This window comes from Bacteroides caecimuris (assembly GCF_001688725.2).
Taxonomy (GTDB): Bacteria; Bacteroidota; Bacteroidia; order Bacteroidales; family Bacteroidaceae; genus Bacteroides; species Bacteroides caecimuris.
Genome location: NZ_CP015401.2, coordinates 3,753,529 through 3,769,955 on the forward strand (window position 1 = coordinate 3,753,529; position 16,427 = coordinate 3,769,955).

A 16,427-nucleotide genomic window follows, 5' to 3' on the forward strand; every position below is an offset into this window, starting at 1 on the left:
AAAACTATTGCTTTATTAGCTCCATTAATATATGACCATACGTATCTTTCAGATACAGAACGGTGTTGTTTTTTAGCTCGTATGACTTGACACAGTGTAGATTTGCCTCTATACTTCTTTCCAATTCCATATCATCACAAGATACTATACCCTCTACTGCCTTTTCAGTCATGGATATGTTGGAGAAGCCCAAAATATTATTATCCTCGACAAAATTGCCTGATATTATGTTACAGTCAGTGGTGCAGACAAATCCGGTGTTATTCAACTGTAAAACGCAGTCCGATTCCTCGTTTATGTCAGTTAGTTCGTTTGAAGTTATAACGATGCTGTTGTATTTTTCAAGTTGCCATTTCCCACACAAACTTTCATCCGGTAAATCATACCTGATTAGTTCCATCAGGATATGACCTTTATCATCTTTCAGCACTAAGATAGAATCGTCTGTGATTTCGTATGATTTGATACAAGGTAGATTATACACGATACTCCTTTCCACTATCATGTTATCGCAAGCCAGTTCGGTAAAGGATATATCGGAGAATTTCAAAGCGTTTTTGCTTTTTTCAAAACAGCCGGAGATGGTATTGCAATCGGTGGTACAATAGAATACTCCGGTTTTATCCATCTGCAATACATAATTACAATTCTCATTTACCTGTGTCAGCCCGTATGAAGAAGTGGCGATACAGTTGTATTTCTCAAGTCGCCATTCCCTGTACAGGGCATTATCTGACGGGGCATTGCATGAGCCAACCAATATGGCTAATGCAAGCATTATTGCTGTAAGAATGTTTGTTTTCATATCATTTGCGTTTTATGGTCTGGCATTTTCGCTTGCTCATTTCCTCTGCATACGCTATTTCTCCTTGTTCCCGTATATAGCTGATACAAGCCGGACGGTCGGAGTTAAAGAGCAACGCGAACACTTTGCTTATGAAGTTGGAATAGGTTTTACACTCTCTTACGTCACACTCGCATTCGGCACAAGTATGATAGCCTTTGTTTATGCAGCATTTGCGGATTTTACACCATGATGCTTTCTCGTTATTCCTGCATCCGGGGCATTTCCCAGACAAAAATTTGCGACACGCGCCACAATACAGCCCACAGGCGGCTATATTGTTTATATCTGTTGTTATATTTCCCATATATTCAATATTTTCTATTTGTATAATTTTTGCCACAGCCATAACATTTTCCGTTATGCACGGATATGACACCACCGCAATCGGAGCAAGTCCAACGTTCTTTTTCCCTTTGTAAGAACTTTTTAAGACCGTTCTCTCCAATAAAGGCGAGATTGCCCATCAGCGATTCTATCATCGGATAGGCGTTGGCATACCAACACTCCTTATTGACAATCTCCCGGCAAGGGTATTGAGGGCATTTGTCACAGAATCCGTCCGGCAGACTTTTTCGTATCTCGCATTTGACAATCTTGCATAAATTGGCACAATACTCACCTTTATTGCCCTCACTACGGCAACCCACGCAGGGACTATCTTCTCGCAATGCTTCGCTGCAAACAGCGCAGTTTAGCCCACATAGGGCAATCATATTCCTGTCCATAAAACTGATTAATTCAACTTGTCGGAATCATCCCGACTATAAGACCTTTATATCGCAGTCTATCTCTTAGAGATAACTAAGGCTACTAATGATACAAGGTATGCCGTACTGCAAAATACGGCACACTCCAAGTATCAGATAAGATATATGTATTTTTTAGAAGTTTTATTGCTGTTTGTTGACCGAATAGTTGAAAGCCAGTGTGTAACTTGATTCCGCAGGCAGTCCTCCATTGAGACCGGGGTGGAATTTTGGAAGCATACGAGCCACACGCAGAGCTTCGGCATCCAGCACTTGGCCTGAGCTTTTTACAATTCGGGCATCTTTTACTACGCCGTCTTTAGCGATTGTGAGCTGAACCACCGCATCCATATCAAGAATACCGTTGACGTATGTGCTTTCAGGGAAAGATATATTCTTGTTGGCAAACTCCGTCAACTTATCTTTACCTCCGGGAAAGTTTGGGGCGGTTTCTGTCCTGATGAATGGCACGGCATCGGCCGCGTTCGCTTTCTCCGTGACCACCACATCGGAATTTCTTTCTGTCACTCGAATGGTGGAATCGGATTTTTCGCTAATTTTGTAACGCAGATCCTCCACCGGCGTAGCGGCAGATACCTCGTTGATTACTGCTGACACCGCAGGGGTGGCCAGACCGATTAACGCGAGTGCCATTGCAGGCACCATGACAAAAGCACGCACACGGGCTTTGCCTGTCGGTTTGCTTGATAACATCATAGTTATACGTTTTTTAAGTGAACTGTGATTGAGACAGTTAGAAAGAGTTGCGAACCTTGCTCCAACTGTCTTTTTTATTAGAAACATCTGATACTCTTCTCGTTTTACGCCCGATGCAAGCACATGGCTGTCGGCTTCATACTCATGGAGGGTATGAAGCTCATTGCGCAGAAGCCATATAGCGGGACAATACCAAGTGATAATAATCGCAGCCTGCATAAGAAGCAAGTCAATCCAATGGCGACATTCTATATGCGCTTTTTCATGGCATACTATCATCTGCCCGAACTCATACCAGTCACGTCTTGGCATCATGATATATCCGCACCATGCAAACGGGGCGACGCTGTTATGGCGATGAAGTATAATGCGGCAGTCATCCTGTTTTATATGCTCACCTTTGAGAATGAACAGTGCCAACCGTACCAGTGAAACGAGGAAATAGAGAATCATGACAATAACCCCTATAAGGTAAAGTGTGACTATATAATCCCATATCGGAGTGATCTGCTCTGATACCGTATTGGCTATATAGGCAATCTCGACCGGATTAAAAGCGATTTCAATATTATTCTCCATAATATCCGCTACCCAAAAGGGATTAAGTATGAAGATAGGAAAAACGAAAGCAAGCGTTATACAGGACAACAACAATGTCCTGTTGAACCGGAAACATCCGATATTGGCAAGAACGCATTTGTACACCACCCAGACAACAATCAAGAGGGTGCTTGCTAATAATGAATATGCTAAAAATATGCCTGCCATTGTTATTCCTTTCCTCTGTTAGATATTTGCAATATTATTTCCTTAGCCTCTTCATCGCTATATTCCTCGCTTTTAATCAGGAAGTTCACAACATTCTGAATGGAATTGTCGAAATACCGCCTTATGACGCTCTTCAGATTTTGTCTGCAATAATCTTCTCGCTCTATTATTGGAAAATATATGAAGCCTGTGCTTTCAGCCTTGTGGTCGAGATAGCCTTTCTGTTCAAGAAATTTCACGAATGTGACTACCATCGTCCGGCTTGGAAGCGGCTCATTGTGAAGGGCAACGACATCCCGAACCGAGAGTGCCCCGCTTTCCCAAAAGAAGTTCATCACTTCTTCTTCTCTTTCTGTTAATGGCCTCATATCTTCCATTTGCATTTAGTCTAACCAACTTAGACGATTTGATAATGCAAAAATAGTCTAATTATTTTAGACGACAAAATAATCGGGCAGAAAAAATTGATTATAGATACGGATAGTGGAGAGAACCGAGTAGTTCTCTCTACTGTAACCTACGTTTTCGGCTCTTTACTTGTCGCCATAAAGCCCGATGAGGTTGCCGACAGGATCGGCGATGATGGCGAAGTAACCCCAACCGTCAACCTGAATCTTGGTCTTGGGAGTTACGATTGTCGCGCTGTTATCCAACGCAGTTTTCACGCTGGCATCCAAATCTTTTGTCTGGAGATATACCAACACGCCTCCGTTAGAGGGTGCGAAACCGGGAAACGAGGGAGCCGAGGAGATTGAGCATACACTCTTACCTTCTTTCATAAGACAGGCCATTTTCTCATCGCCGAACTGCGACACCTCCAGCTTTTCGCCAAAGAGAGCCTGATAGAACGCCACCGACTTGTCAAAGTCATTGGTGGGGATTTCAAAAAATGCAATCATACTTTTTATTATTTGATTAGTACGCTGCAAAGTTACAGCGATGTAATAGCCTGTGATAGTAAAAAGCGGACATCCGTGTTAGGTTAAAAGACCTAATGATGATTATCCTCTGCTTTATAACTATTCTGCAATTTGTTACTGAATGATTCCCTGAGAGCTATCCGCAATCCATTCAAGAAAGATTCTTGGATATATATTGAGGATGTCGGACAGTTGTCGGCGCATAATCGGCACTGGATACAATTTTTCTCGTCCATCGGCAAAGCCGTATCTTTTAGTGAGAATATGTGCATCGGACAAACGTTGATACATTTTCCGCACTTTATACAAGTAGAGGTATTAAGGAATACCACCTTATCACCTATCACTATATTTGAACCATTGTGCCGTATCGGTATGCCATCTGAATATCCTGCAACAGGATTTTTATGGGCAAGAGCCAACGGATGCAATTTCCATCGAAGCTTTTCCGAGAACAGTCTTGCCTTGAACATATCCCGCTCATCCGGTCTGGCTTTATTGTAGCCGTCCATCAACACCCACGGCCCTGTGCGGTCAAATCCTCGGCAGGAAAACTCTCCGGCTATAATTCCCCCTTTTGTCTCGACGACTTTCCTGAGGGGCTTATGATATGCTCCCAAGAAAGGTCTGCAACGGGTGGAAAATAGAAACACATTTTTCCCTTTAAGATTTTGACTTGAAACAAATCTTTGAAGTCGTATATCGTGAGCGGCAAAGTTAATCGCGGAGCCAAAGCCTATAAGGTCATAATTCGACAGGTCGATTGACGGATTGCTGTCGATAGATACCAATTCGGCAGATAGGGCATCCTTCATGCTTTCCGCAATCTTCAATGTGTTTCCTCTATATGAGGAACGATAGAATATTATTGTCTTCATCTTGCGACTGATATTTTTGTTTCAGGTGTTCTGGGGCCACCGTTTACGCCCTTATACCCCACAAACATCAGAGAACTCGTGTCAAAGTAATAATCACAGCTCCAGAAAGCAGACATAAAGCCGGCAAGACTGACTTCGATTCTTACTGCATTCTTTCCGTCTAATTTCTCATTTCCTTTCTTTACTGCCGACATGGTATATAGTTTTATGTTGTCGGGGCGAAAACATTCGTATTCCACAGACCTGCCATTTTTCAGAGTTAATCCCGCATTATAGGCTATGTTTTGATACCACGGCTTGCCTTTACTTTTCACCTTTTTTGAAATCTGTTTTCCATTGAATTTGCCGGATATGGAGCATATCCCATTATTCAGACTGATTGACAGATTGGTGTTTGAAGAAGTATTTACTATCTTCCAACTCTCGGTTTTATATCCGCTTCCTAAGATATACTCATGCTTCTCACCACCTTGAACCGTATGCAGGTATATCTTTCCATTCTTGCGTTCTTCCGTCCATTTGATGGATGTTTTGGTCTTGCCGCAGATGGAAATGTAGTTTCTTTCCTGCGCCATTGCAAATGCTGCAAGAAATAATGTAAGTACTATTGTAATAATATGTTTCATAGACAGTTATTGTCAAAGATAAAATCCACATATTTGGAAATCATAGCTTCCATTCTTTCCCATGCTTCCGGGTTACTGAAATCTATGCCGTTGATTTTGTGGTATTGCCTTGTGAAAAGAACAATGTAGTTGATTGCGGATATGATTATTGCAATCGACATATTGTTGTCGACACTCTTGCCCAAATACCTGTTCAGTTCCTCCTGCAATTTATGACCGACACGCTCACGTTCTTCTATAATTCCCTTGAAAGATGAATGACCTGAAAGTTCCCATACCAAAAGTTCTTGCATGATTACATTATCTTTTAGATAGTTAAGTTGACACATAAACACATCCTTAACAATCTGCTTTATGTTACCGTCTTTAGCTCGTTTAATGGTGTCAATAAACTCTGAATAGGCAAACGAATAATAGTCATGACGCTTTGCCCATTCCACGAGCAAACCATCCAACCCACCGAAATAGCGATAAATCAAAACCTTATCGCATCCGGCTTGATTAGCTATGCGATTAACTCCGATTTTGGTAAAACCATCGTTCTCTACGATATGGCTCACAGCTTCAAGGAGCCTTTTTTCTGTTTCTTTCAATTCCATCTTATATAACGTCACTAAGTGGTGACAAAATTATAAAAATAATCGGTGACAACCAAATACAAGGCTGTATAAACGCTATTTTTCAGAATGTAAAATAGTCAGAAACAGGAGAGTATCGAGCAATATACTCTTTCGGTGTGTAGCCGGAGAATAGCTTGAATTCTTTAATCATGTGGGATTGGTCGGTGTACCCACATTCGTATGACAGCTGCGCAAAACCTATTCCCTGATTATGCTGCATGACAGATAAGGTACGTTGCAACCTGACTATACGCATGAAATCTTTGGGTGTCGTTCCTATGTTTTCCGAGAAAATCCGGGAGAATTGCTTTTCGCTCAGGCACGCAATATTCGAAAGTGCCCTGATATTTGTTTGAGTGGAATTGTTGATATGACGTACCACTTCCGCCAGTCGTGGCAGATGATAAGGTGTCCCGTACATCAGGCACTTATAGAAATAATTCTCTATCAGTTCAATGCAGATGTCGTGATTTTCACTGTCTTCAACTCTGTGTGCCAAATCACGCAAGGCTGGATTTTCAATGTCCGCAACCGCCACATTCCTGTCACGCAGTAAAGTGACTGGCATATGAAAGAATATTTTTGCCGCATGAGGTTGGAATACCACCACTATCATTTCGATGTCACCGGTTGAAGTCACATCTGAATAACCGCTTTCCTGACCGCAAATAAAACTATGCGGTTGCAATTCATCACGGTTCGTGACTTTGAGCCTTTCGCCTCGATGGAACACAAGTGATATACAGCCTGTCGGCAAAGTGCGTTGCGACACTATGCCTGAGGTACTATCCTGCAATATCCAGTAATACCGTATGAACGGTTTCAGGGCAGGCGTTGGCTGTATGATTCTGAATGTCTGCATCCCGTAAAATTACAACATGACAATTTCCAATGATAGTAAAAAACAGACATTGGTGTTATATGCCTCACTCAACCGTAAATTCCTCTGAATGATAGCTGTTGTAAAAACGACCGGATACATTTGTTCCGAATCTCTCATAATTTATGTGTTATATGGTAATGTGAGCAAACTCGCGGTTTATCCAGATGGTAGCCTCTTTTCCGATAAAATGGATAAGCACATAGTTCGGATCTGCCGGACCGCCGGGGAAATAATTTATAAAATACTCCTGCCACATCCGTTTGCGGGTTACATCATCCGTAATGATTTCGACTGTGCCGCGCAAAGCAACACTGTCGCCATAAAATGAATAGGAAAGCCCGGCTTTGGGATTGAGCCTGAAATCGGCTACCTTTTCGGAGTCTGCTGCGGTCACTACCCAAACTTCATTGCATCCTAACGAGTGAATTTTATCCAATGGCACAGGGCGAGGAAAACCCTCCGCATTGACCGATGCCAGCGTAACCTCTTTGCATTGGGAAAGAAGATGGATCGCTTTTTCAATCAAACTTCTTTCATCTTTCTCTTTCCAGCGTTTGAGTGTTGGGAAGATTTGTTGCATTTGAGCCTTTGCCTGTTGGGGCGTCAGATTCCAACCCGTTTCCTTGTTAATCTGGTCGGTAAACTGAGTGCAGAACTCTATCATCTGGCTCATGTTGAAATCTTGGAGGAAAACACCTCCTTTGTAGCAGTAGCCACAATAGTCCTTACTTTTACTGCCGTCTGAATTTGTGCCGATAATACCCTCAACAAGAGGCATACCACAGCTTTGACAAAGTTTTTGTTCCATATGTTCTATCATCGTTTTCAAATAATCAATTCACTATCCCGTCATCTTTTTTTGAATTTCTCTTTTGCGTATTCGTAGGATTCAAGGATGTAAGGTTTTAATGATTCAAACGTCGCTTCAGATGGGGTTAAAGCGCAAATCCAGCCCATCCACGCATAAACCGGATGCGGCATAATGACATCCTTTGCGGTAAATTCATACGGCATATCTACAATGCAACCTTTACATGGACGTTTGGGCAGTTCTCCGAATAAAGTGCGGAAAGTCTGTTTTCTGACTCCTATATTTATTCGCCACACATCCTTGCGGTCAAGGTGGGAAGCTCGATCATTGTCGCCATCCTTTTCTTTTATCGTCAAGATATAAACCCCACGTTTCAACACTCCATCCGGATTGTAGAAAATCCCACGCTCGCCCCAACTGTTTACTTCGACCGTCCCTTCAAGGTTGTCAAGGCAATATTTCAAAATATCATCAGGTGCAATAGCCATCTTTAATCAAAACATTTAATTAACCTGTACATCGTTTCTATATCCTTCGATGCCATCTCGAATTTTGACTTTTCAATCAGAATGTTCTGGCCGGTCATAATGTAAGAGGGCATAATGCGTATTCCATTATAGAAAATCTCTGTATTACGTAACTTGTAAGTAGATATACTTGGAACGGCATTTTTTTTGGTCGCCTTCTTGCATATCATATTAAAGGCTTTCTTTGCCACATCCCCCATAAGCATGATAACCTTGACGTTTGGAAACAAAGCAAGCTCTTTTTCCAGATAGGGCAGGCTATCCTCTATGCTCTCCTTTGAAACTGCATATTCGGTTTTAGGAGTCTTGACAGCATTAGTAATGTAAATTCCATTATTCAGAATGTCTTGTACTGAACCTATCTCTATTCCTGCTTTTCTGAACATCGGAATTGTCGTTGACATATACGCGGAATCCGGTTTCCCATAGAAATCATCTTCCGGACATGACGGGACAACCTCATTTATCATGATTGCCTGTATCGTTTCCGGCTCAATATTTACGTCATTAAGCCGTAGATTTTGGGTATCCCCACAGAGTTGTTGTAGTTCCGACTTTATATTCATGATTCTCCTGAGGTTAAACGAATTTAGCTGTTTTCAAAGATTTCTTCAAAAAACATTGCAGATTCCTCCGACAAACGCCGGGTTGCAGCTATACTTTGAGCCAACACAACTCCTTTTGAATTGATTCGTAATGGCTTCTCTTTACTCTTCGGATAACCGAATCTAAGAAGTGGCACAACCTCATCAGGAATGAGGCGCGGTTGGATAACACTGCCATTTTCTCCCCATACTGCCCATTCGGCACAGCAATTAAACGGTTCCTGATGCTTGCAATGGGGTTTGTCGCCGGGAATAATCATCGTGAGATTCTCAGGCACACTCTGGAGACTTTTATAAGAAACGTCTTTTGCACAAAAGAATGCGTCAGAGACCTTAACGACAACACCTCCGGGAATAAGAGACCTGTAAGGATTTCCGAGTTCTCTTATGCAATAGTCGAAGGCTCTTTCCTTATGAGTCACTTCCAATCTTGCCATTATGTAGAGATGCCGGTCGAGCAATGAGACCGGAAATACGACATCTCCCTCTTTTATTGATGCTATTGATGGCATCCTTGAGTGGATGCTGCCAAACACTACTTTTATAGGCCCTGTGTCATTTGATTTTCTTAGTTCGTCCAACCAGTCCTGAGGCCAGTAAACAGTATAATATGCCATAATATGATGTTACTTGTTTCTATTCAAAAAAGCTGCTGCCAGTTCGGGGCTGTTCAGTGTCATGGCTGACGAGTCTTCGAGATTTTCAGCATCTTCATCATCCGATATTGAAATGAAGAATGTGATTTCTTCGGTGCCTTCTCCGAATATTCCCGAGCCTTTGACCTGCGCCATCGCTGATATCATTGCGCTGAAGAAAAAGGCTTCGCCCGGCAAAGTGGCGTGGTTTTCCCACAGCGATTTGCTGAGCTTCACCAGTTCGCTGCCATGTCCGTCGGAATATCCCCATTCATCCGGATGCCATTTGCTCTCGTCATCGGGTTCTTCGTCTTCGCTTTGAAGGTACTCCAACGTGTTCACAGCGAGAAAAAGAGAGCAGCAATACCTGTCGGTGACCAAGGCGGCAGTGTATATGTGCTCATCATCTATGCGGCCAAGAATTTCGCGCAGGTCAGTTGTAACCGCATCTCTGATTTTTTCAGTCACTTCCTGCCAGAACGGGGCTACGGGAGTGGCCGGTTCTTCTTTTTTCCGCTCGCGGGCTTCAAAGTCGGGCGAGTTGATATAGCCGATATACTCTTTGGCTTCTTCCGAACCGAGTTTTACAGCATCCTCAAAATACTGGTATCCCAACTCAATATCCGCCTCGGTGCCACATCCGAAGGCATACGCCACGCCGAGTGCGGTGAGCACCTTGACGGTTATTGACTCCCATAGATTGTCGATGTCTTCCCCGGCTTCATGAAGATACTCGAATGCCACATCGTCGTCTTGAACTGTTCCCAGCCCCTCCTGATAGCATAAACCGAGGTAGGCGGCGGTCTGCGTCCGGGTGGTCTCGCTGCATTTCGGGTTTTGGTATGCCTTTTCAAACCATTCCACAGCCTTGGCGTAGTCCTGCTCCACATCACCGAAGCCTTCAAACAGATAATATCCTACCTCAAATTGTCCTGCGGGATGTCCGCATTTGGCAGCCATTTCATAGAGTTGATATGCAAGGTCGATATTCTCATCCACTTCTTCACCGGCTTCGTAGATATGCCCTGCATTGTATGCGGCTTGTGGGTCGCCCCTGCGGGCAGCCTCCACATATCGCAACAGCCCACCGTATGAGTCGCCCTTCTCGGTGCGGAGATAATAGCCGTAGTTGTTGCAGATTACGGGTGAAATATCCGCCAGCTTCAAGTAATATTTCTCATAAACATCTTGCGCAATCTCGCAGAGGCCGGATTTGCGTATGTCGCAGTAATTGCCCCATCCGGCACAAAGCCCGCCGTCGAAACTGCGCTCGTACCACACCTTTGCTATCGGCCAGGCCCATGCGTTATAGTCGCTTTCGTCTTTGAATTGCTTGGCATAGTCTGGCTCGACACGCAGATAGTCGCCCCAATAATACACATTGCCGACCATGTAGCAGCAGAAGGCGTCGCCACGCTCTGCCTGACCGAGAATCTCCTCAAACGCTTCCTTAAACGAGGCGAACGGCATTGCACGTTCCACCGAAGGGGTGAGGTTTGCGCTTCGCGCAGCACAAAGAACGCCCGTGGCACTGCCCATCATCGCGCTCTTCTGCATCAGCTTCGATGCGTTTTCATCGTCAGCTTTGAAGCCTGCCTGCGGCCACACATACGACTCACCCATGAAGCAGCGGGCTATGAATGCCAGCGCATCTGCATCGCCCTTTTGCGCCTCCAGTATAAGTATTGAGTATCCCCGGCGTATTTCATCGCGGTCAAAACTTGACCAAATCAGCTTGACTGCCGTTTTCAACTGCCTGCTATATTTACCTTTCATCTTTCTCTTCGTCTAAAAATCTGAATACCAGTCTTCCAAAATAATCGTTTACGTCAAACTCCTCCCAACAGCTCAGAGGATCGGGCAATCTCTCGCCATCAATCAGACTCCACAGCCAGTTCCGCAGGAGACCGACATCAAAAATAACACCTCTGTAACCAATAGGCACCGGCTCCGACCACCTTACATATTCAACTTTATATCCGGTGGTCGGAGCGGTATCATTGTCACGCCTGCTGATGTTGATATACCCGCCATCGCCTTTAGTGAAATCATAAAGCATCCATAGCGATTTGCCCTCTATGATATCTTCCAAAGCACAGAACACATCCGCCATATCAAAGTATCGGAAATCCTCGCCGTCAACACATAGTTTCGTCTCTGCCTTTTCTTGCTCGGGATGGATTTTCTGGCAGTGCCAGCCGGTCATATCAGGGAGCGATGCGGTGCGGAAGAAGTCACACATGATATCGGCGGCCATGTCGCAATCAACGTCCGACCGCCACATTCGCAGCATATACCCGTTGACCATAAAACATACCGCTATACTGCTATCCTTAAAGTAATCAATTGAGTATGCCTTTGCAGAGCTGACTAACACCACCGGCACGCATTTTTCAAGGTATACGCATTCATTATCCTCAATGTCGTCTATAGCATCAAGGATCTTTTCCTCGGTCACGTTTGATGTGCGTATATCCCCGTTCTTTGTGCCCAGCACATATTGTGGCTTGCGGGCTTTAAGTCCGGAAAAGATGTCTCGTGTATCGTTGCTCATTTTCAATTAACGGTTTTTATGTTCAGCGGTCAGTTTGCCGCTCTCGATTGATATGTATGGCATAATTTAATTCTTTGCAATTACCCACTTGTCACTCTTGGATTTTCGTTGTGCACAATAACCAAGAGGTAAATCATTCAGGTTGCTGATAGTCGGATCTAAATTCAATACATACTTTAATGAAACTATCCTTGCGTCGCTTTCATTATGTTCTTTGTCACAAAGAAATTGCCATGCTCCATCATCCGTATCGTGTGAAACAAATAATATATCTTCTCCACTGTCCAATATGTGACTACATATAAAAACAGCGGTATTTGGCGCGTCTGAAAACGGGTATATATCATTTCTCTTATTTGAGCTATTTATATATTTGTTTATAGCCATTGCTATCCAACCTATTGCAAGATATACTATTGCATAGACGACAAACCATAATTCATGTATGTCAAAGAAAATCCATGTCCCGGCAAGAAACGCTACGGCTGACACCAATGGAAGATTCCACATTTTCTTTATGTCTTTCCCGCAGCGATAACCAAGAATCGCAGAATAAATAGGATTCACAATTAAGAAAAGCATCATGCACAGTGCCATTCCGGAACATTCAGACGCAAGCCGGGCAACGGCAAAAGGCAATGCTAACATCACAAGGATTGTGATTGCCAGCCAAATAATTATAGATCTTTTATTAACCATCAGTATAATACTTATTTTAGTATGTCGGAAAGGCTTGATTCTACAAACATTGTCGGAGTAAACTCCACAATCCGGTAGTCAGCAACACCATTGATGTTGAACGGATCTTGCTCTATGATAGAATCAACCACTGCACGGCTTTCGGCCTTTATCAATATTACACCGCCCACGCGGGGAGCCTGCGGACCGGATGCGATGAAATCGCCAGCCGCATAGTGCTCAGCAAGATAGTCACGATGTGCCTGAAGGAAACGGTCGACTTCTTCAAGCGGTTTTTTATATGTCAGAATTGCAATAAACATGGCTGTCCGGTTTTTCCAGCGTTTGAGTTGTGGAAAGAATTGACGCATCATGTCTTTTGCCTGCTCCTGTGTCAAGGTCTGTCCTGACTCCTTGTTTATCTCGTCGGTAAACTGAGCGCAATGTTCAATCATCTGCTCCATAGTGAAGTCTTGTGTGAATCTGCCATCCTTATAGCAGTAGATACAGTAATCCTCGTTGCGACTGCCATCAGCCTTAGTACCTTTGTTGTCTGTAGTCAGCGGCATTCCGCAGCTTTGACAAAATTTATGTTCCATATTCTTATCTTATTTTTGTTTAATCAAACCTTCCAAGACAATCTTAGAAACCTCAGTAATGATGGCTGAGGTCGTTGCTATGTCGTAATTGGAATCAGCAACAAACACGGCAATAGAATATCTTGTACCATTAGGCAAATTCACATATCCACAATCATTTACTGCGGATATGCGACCTTCGGGTGTCGGAAATCCCGTACCTGTCTTATGTCCTATCAGGGCATTAGTAGGCAAAAGGGGGAACGCAAGCCTGTCAAGCCCCGTGCGACACTGTTCAAGCATGACGGATATTTCAGAATATGACTGTGATGCGTTTCTCAATTCGTGGTAAAACCTATCAAATAGCTGCGCCATTGCCAAAGGTGTGGTACGGTTAAGATAGCTTAGGTATGGATCACGGTGCATATCTTCTTCCGAGGCTCCGATTACAATCTCATCAGAGATACCCATTTGCCTCATTATTGATGTTACTCCCGATGTTCCACCGACGCGATGCAGGAGTATGTCTGCCGCATTGTTGTCACTCTCAACCAAAGACCATTCAAGCAGTTCTCTTATAGTTATGGTATTTCGGTTCTTACCATACTTTTTGAGCATCGGGCTATAGGTATCCTCTTTCATAGCCTTCTCGCTGAATGTTACGGTATCGTTCAGGGACATACCGTTAGTATTTATCCAGTGCGCTACCGTCAGAGCCAGCGGAAATTTGACTACGCTCATCATAGGGAAATCCCGATTGCCGTTGACAGATACGGTGTCTTTGCCATTGATAATGACCGCGACACCTATACGGGCATCTTTCCCTTTGATATACTCGTGCAAAGCATTCTCTATCGCCTTGTTTCCACCAGCGAAAGCAGGCGATATAAAAGTCAGAAATGTTATTATAATCAGTAATATCTTCATTTTGAATGCGTTTTGTCCCTCATATAAAATGACAGTCTAATGAACCTAAATCCCCGTCTTGAATAGCTTTGATTGAATTACGAATTATATCTGCGTCCCAGTTCCACCATTGGAGTTCTTGCAATCGGGCTATAATATCTGTAGAGAATCGTTTTCGTATTTCCTTTGCAGGAACACCGCCAACAATCGAGTATGGCTCGACATCCTTTGTGACAACAGCTCGTGTGCCAATTATAGCACCATCACCGATGGTCACTCCAGCCATTATTATAGCGTCATATCCAATCCACACATCATTGCCAATTACAATATCGCCCTTGTTATCCCAAGCAGACACAACATCAGATTTCGGTAAGTCCCATTCCTCAAAGAAAAGTGGGAACGTGTATGTAGAAAGCGATTTCAGGGTATGGTTGGCGCAATTGAATATAAACTTTGCTCCGCAGGCTATTGAGCAAAACTTTCCGATAATCAAACGATCATGATTTATAGGATAATGATACAGCACGTTATTCTTCTCAAAGTCACGAGGGTCATTCACAAAATCATTGTAAATGGTAAAATCTCCGACTTCAATATTCTGGTGCGTTATGACTGATTTAAGATAGACAGTCTGATTATCACCAGAACGAGGATATATCTCTGTTTGGTTCATATCTAAAACTATTTGAGCCGTTCTATTTCATTTATATTCAATATGTGCAAATAATGATAAATATTGCCATCTTCCTGCGCATCACCATTAATGCCAATAACGCTCTTGACTTCCATATAATAATCAGTTCTATTCTTGGCGATTGCCTTCTATCACCTGATTTATCAACTCCAGGACTTCATCGTCTGACATTTTCCTGTCCCTTACAAGAGTGCTTATCACTCCACGAATGGAATTGTTGAAATATCGCTGAACGACATTTTTCAGATTGTTACCACAATACTCCTCTCTTTCTATAAGGGGATAGTAGATGAATCCGTTGTTTCCTGCCGGCTTGTGGTCTAAAAAGCCCTTATCAACAAGAAACTTCACGAATGTAGATATGGCGGTTCTGCTTGGACGAGGTTCGGGATAAGTGGCGATAATCTCCTTAACGGTAGCTTCGCCCTTCTCCCAAAACTTATTCATCACTTCTTCTTCACGCTTGGTAAGTTGTTCCATCATAAAATGAAATTTGGTATATGCAAAATTAGTCTAAATAAATTAGTCAGCCAAGCAAATACGGCTATTTTTATGATTTATAAGCAAACGTTATTATTACGACAATGAAATTTATAGATTAATAAATGAAAATGAAGCAAGAGAATGTAGATAATTATTCCGCTTACTTCATTTTTTTATATACATTTTTATCCCTTTCGGATGGTTTTCATCCTTGAATTGAAACCCCGGCCGCCGATGATGACATGATCGGCAATGAAGTTGTTTGACGAACTTTGTTCATTTATCAGGCTACTTTCTTCAATTCTGTTGTTCCCACCTAGCATACATCTTCCTTGAAAGTTCCACAATTTCTTTGCTCAACTTCACAAGGTCGATGGTATGTTTCTCCAACTTGTAGAGCAACGCCATCGCCTTTTTCTCCGAAAAATGGATGCGCAACTCTTTAACGACCTGATTGTAGTTCGTACCGATGGCACGGAAATGGGCGTGGAAGTCCGACAGTTTGGTGTAGTAGTCCACCAGCGTCTTGTCCACTTTCAGCACCTTGAACTTCTGCCCGAAGAAATGCGCCTTCAGAAAAACAGCTTTCGCATACACCTGTGATTCTTCGTACATCGTGAGAAATTTGTTCCATTCCTCATCATCGAAGCGCACCATCACGCAGTGCGTCTTCGGGTTCAATTTGGGATTTCTCCCGTACTTGCTCTTCTTTTCCATTCTCTTGTTCTTTTAATTTAATGGTTCATCCATTGTTTAATCTTTGATTAAGGAACCCCGAAATTATCCGACTGCGGAGGATAATTCTACCCACGGCGGTGAAGGTGTTTTCAGTTACTTAGAATTATTCGGGTAACTGAAAATATACCTTGCTGTGTCTTTGAAGACACAAGAATCCTCCGCCTGTCGGATTGGTTTGTGAGTATAATAACTCATTTGGAATATCGGTCA

General features: G+C 43.1%; 23 protein-coding genes. 1 reads left to right on the forward strand and 22 read right to left on the reverse strand.

The window, feature by feature from the left end:
• Positions 1-4 precede the first annotated feature (4 nt).
• From A4V03_RS16190 to A4V03_RS16205, 4 genes are all read right to left on the reverse strand, one after another.
• Positions 5-805 (reverse strand): META domain-containing protein, encoded by an 801-nt coding sequence (locus A4V03_RS16190; protein ID WP_084081172.1) that lies wholly within the window; start codon positions 803-805, stop codon positions 5-7.
• Between the two features lies 1 nt (position 806).
• A complete protein-coding gene (locus tag A4V03_RS16195) occupies positions 807-1,151 on the reverse strand; it encodes a DUF3795 domain-containing protein (protein ID WP_084081213.1) in 345 nt (114 codons plus the stop codon).
• Positions 1,152-1,155: 4 nt separating this feature from the next.
• A complete protein-coding gene (locus A4V03_RS16200) occupies positions 1,156-1,572 on the reverse strand; it encodes a DUF3795 domain-containing protein (protein WP_236588616.1) in 417 nt (138 codons plus the stop codon).
• Positions 1,573-1,737: 165 nt separating this feature from the next.
• Positions 1,738-2,889, reverse strand: coding sequence for a M56 family metallopeptidase (locus A4V03_RS16205; RefSeq protein ID WP_236588615.1), 1,152 nt, complete (start codon positions 2,887-2,889; stop codon positions 1,738-1,740).
• A gap of 28 nt (positions 2,890-2,917) precedes the next feature.
• Between A4V03_RS16205 and A4V03_RS21365 the strand changes: the two genes are divergently transcribed.
• The gene (locus A4V03_RS21365) at positions 2,918-3,100 is read left to right on the forward strand and encodes a hypothetical protein (RefSeq protein WP_236588614.1); all 183 of its coding nucleotides are present in this window, start codon (positions 2,918-2,920) and stop codon (positions 3,098-3,100) included.
• On the opposite strand, the gene A4V03_RS16210 is transcribed toward A4V03_RS21365, so the two are convergent.
• The 18 genes from A4V03_RS16210 to mobA all read right to left on the reverse strand — a co-directional run bounded on the left by A4V03_RS16210 (position 3,081) and on the right by mobA (position 16,196).
• Positions 3,081-3,446: a BlaI/MecI/CopY family transcriptional regulator gene (locus A4V03_RS16210; protein ID WP_065540471.1), complete on the reverse strand. Its 366-nt coding sequence runs from the start codon at positions 3,444-3,446 to the stop codon at positions 3,081-3,083. The two genes, A4V03_RS21365 and A4V03_RS16210, sit on opposite strands and share 20 nt — an antisense overlap.
• Positions 3,447-3,611: 165 nt before the next feature.
• On the reverse strand, positions 3,612-4,007 hold the full coding sequence (locus tag A4V03_RS16215; RefSeq protein ID WP_236588613.1) for a VOC family protein: 396 nt from the start codon (positions 4,005-4,007) through the stop codon (positions 3,612-3,614).
• 62 nt (positions 4,008-4,069) lie between these two features.
• On the reverse strand, positions 4,070-4,876 hold the full coding sequence (locus A4V03_RS16220; RefSeq protein WP_065539631.1) for a 4Fe-4S binding protein: 807 nt from the start codon (positions 4,874-4,876) through the stop codon (positions 4,070-4,072).
• Entirely contained in the window at positions 4,873-5,502 is a 630-nt protein-coding gene (locus tag A4V03_RS16225) for a hypothetical protein (RefSeq protein ID WP_065539632.1), read from the reverse strand. The genes A4V03_RS16220 and A4V03_RS16225 overlap by 4 nt, the downstream gene beginning before the upstream one ends.
• Positions 5,499-6,101 carry a TetR/AcrR family transcriptional regulator gene (locus A4V03_RS16230; RefSeq protein WP_065539633.1) on the reverse strand — a complete coding sequence of 201 codons (603 nt, stop codon included), beginning with the start codon at positions 6,099-6,101 and terminating at the stop codon, positions 5,499-5,501. Before A4V03_RS16230 ends, A4V03_RS16225 begins: the two co-directional genes overlap by 4 nt.
• 82 nt (positions 6,102-6,183) lie before the next feature.
• Positions 6,184-6,984 carry an AraC family transcriptional regulator gene (locus A4V03_RS16235; RefSeq protein ID WP_065539634.1) on the reverse strand — a complete coding sequence of 267 codons (801 nt, stop codon included), beginning with the start codon at positions 6,982-6,984 and terminating at the stop codon, positions 6,184-6,186.
• Between the two features lie 148 nt (positions 6,985-7,132).
• Entirely contained in the window at positions 7,133-7,813 is a 681-nt protein-coding gene (locus A4V03_RS16240) for a zinc ribbon domain-containing protein (RefSeq protein ID WP_065540473.1), read from the reverse strand.
• 41 nt (positions 7,814-7,854) lie between these two features.
• Positions 7,855-8,304: a DUF6194 family protein gene (locus A4V03_RS16245; RefSeq protein ID WP_065539635.1), complete on the reverse strand. Its 450-nt coding sequence runs from the start codon at positions 8,302-8,304 to the stop codon at positions 7,855-7,857.
• A 2-nt stretch (positions 8,305-8,306) separates the two neighbouring features.
• Positions 8,307-8,909 carry a uracil-DNA glycosylase family protein gene (locus A4V03_RS16250; protein WP_065539636.1) on the reverse strand — a complete coding sequence of 201 codons (603 nt, stop codon included), beginning with the start codon at positions 8,907-8,909 and terminating at the stop codon, positions 8,307-8,309.
• 23 nt (positions 8,910-8,932) lie between these two features.
• The gene (locus tag A4V03_RS16255; RefSeq protein ID WP_065539637.1) at positions 8,933-9,565 is read right to left on the reverse strand and encodes a hypothetical protein; all 633 of its coding nucleotides are present in this window, start codon (positions 9,563-9,565) and stop codon (positions 8,933-8,935) included.
• 9 nt (positions 9,566-9,574) lie between these two features.
• Positions 9,575-11,359: a DUF4303 domain-containing protein gene (locus A4V03_RS16260; protein WP_065539638.1), complete on the reverse strand. Its 1,785-nt coding sequence runs from the start codon at positions 11,357-11,359 to the stop codon at positions 9,575-9,577.
• A complete protein-coding gene (locus tag A4V03_RS16265) occupies positions 11,349-12,137 on the reverse strand; it encodes a hypothetical protein (RefSeq protein ID WP_065539639.1) in 789 nt (262 codons plus the stop codon). Before A4V03_RS16265 ends, A4V03_RS16260 begins: the two co-directional genes overlap by 11 nt.
• A 66-nt stretch (positions 12,138-12,203) precedes the next feature.
• Positions 12,204-12,836 (reverse strand): hypothetical protein, encoded by a 633-nt coding sequence (locus A4V03_RS21165; RefSeq protein ID WP_201442234.1) that lies wholly within the window; start codon positions 12,834-12,836, stop codon positions 12,204-12,206.
• A gap of 11 nt (positions 12,837-12,847) precedes the next feature.
• Complete coding sequence (locus A4V03_RS21710; RefSeq protein ID WP_236588612.1) at positions 12,848-13,414, reverse strand: zinc ribbon domain-containing protein; 567 nt, start codon at positions 13,412-13,414, stop codon at positions 12,848-12,850.
• A gap of 9 nt (positions 13,415-13,423) precedes the next feature.
• Entirely contained in the window at positions 13,424-14,320 is an 897-nt protein-coding gene (gene bla, locus A4V03_RS16285; RefSeq protein ID WP_084081174.1) for a class A beta-lactamase, read from the reverse strand.
• Positions 14,321-14,339: 19 nt separating this feature from the next.
• Positions 14,340-14,975, reverse strand: coding sequence for a CatB-related O-acetyltransferase (locus tag A4V03_RS16290; protein ID WP_065539640.1), 636 nt, complete (start codon positions 14,973-14,975; stop codon positions 14,340-14,342).
• 129 nt (positions 14,976-15,104) lie between these two features.
• Complete coding sequence (locus A4V03_RS16295; protein WP_065540477.1) at positions 15,105-15,476, reverse strand: BlaI/MecI/CopY family transcriptional regulator; 372 nt, start codon at positions 15,474-15,476, stop codon at positions 15,105-15,107.
• A gap of 300 nt (positions 15,477-15,776) precedes the next feature.
• On the reverse strand, positions 15,777-16,196 hold the full coding sequence (gene mobA, locus A4V03_RS16300; RefSeq protein WP_065539641.1) for a conjugal transfer protein MobA: 420 nt from the start codon (positions 16,194-16,196) through the stop codon (positions 15,777-15,779).
• Between the last annotated feature and the right edge of the window lie 231 nt (positions 16,197-16,427).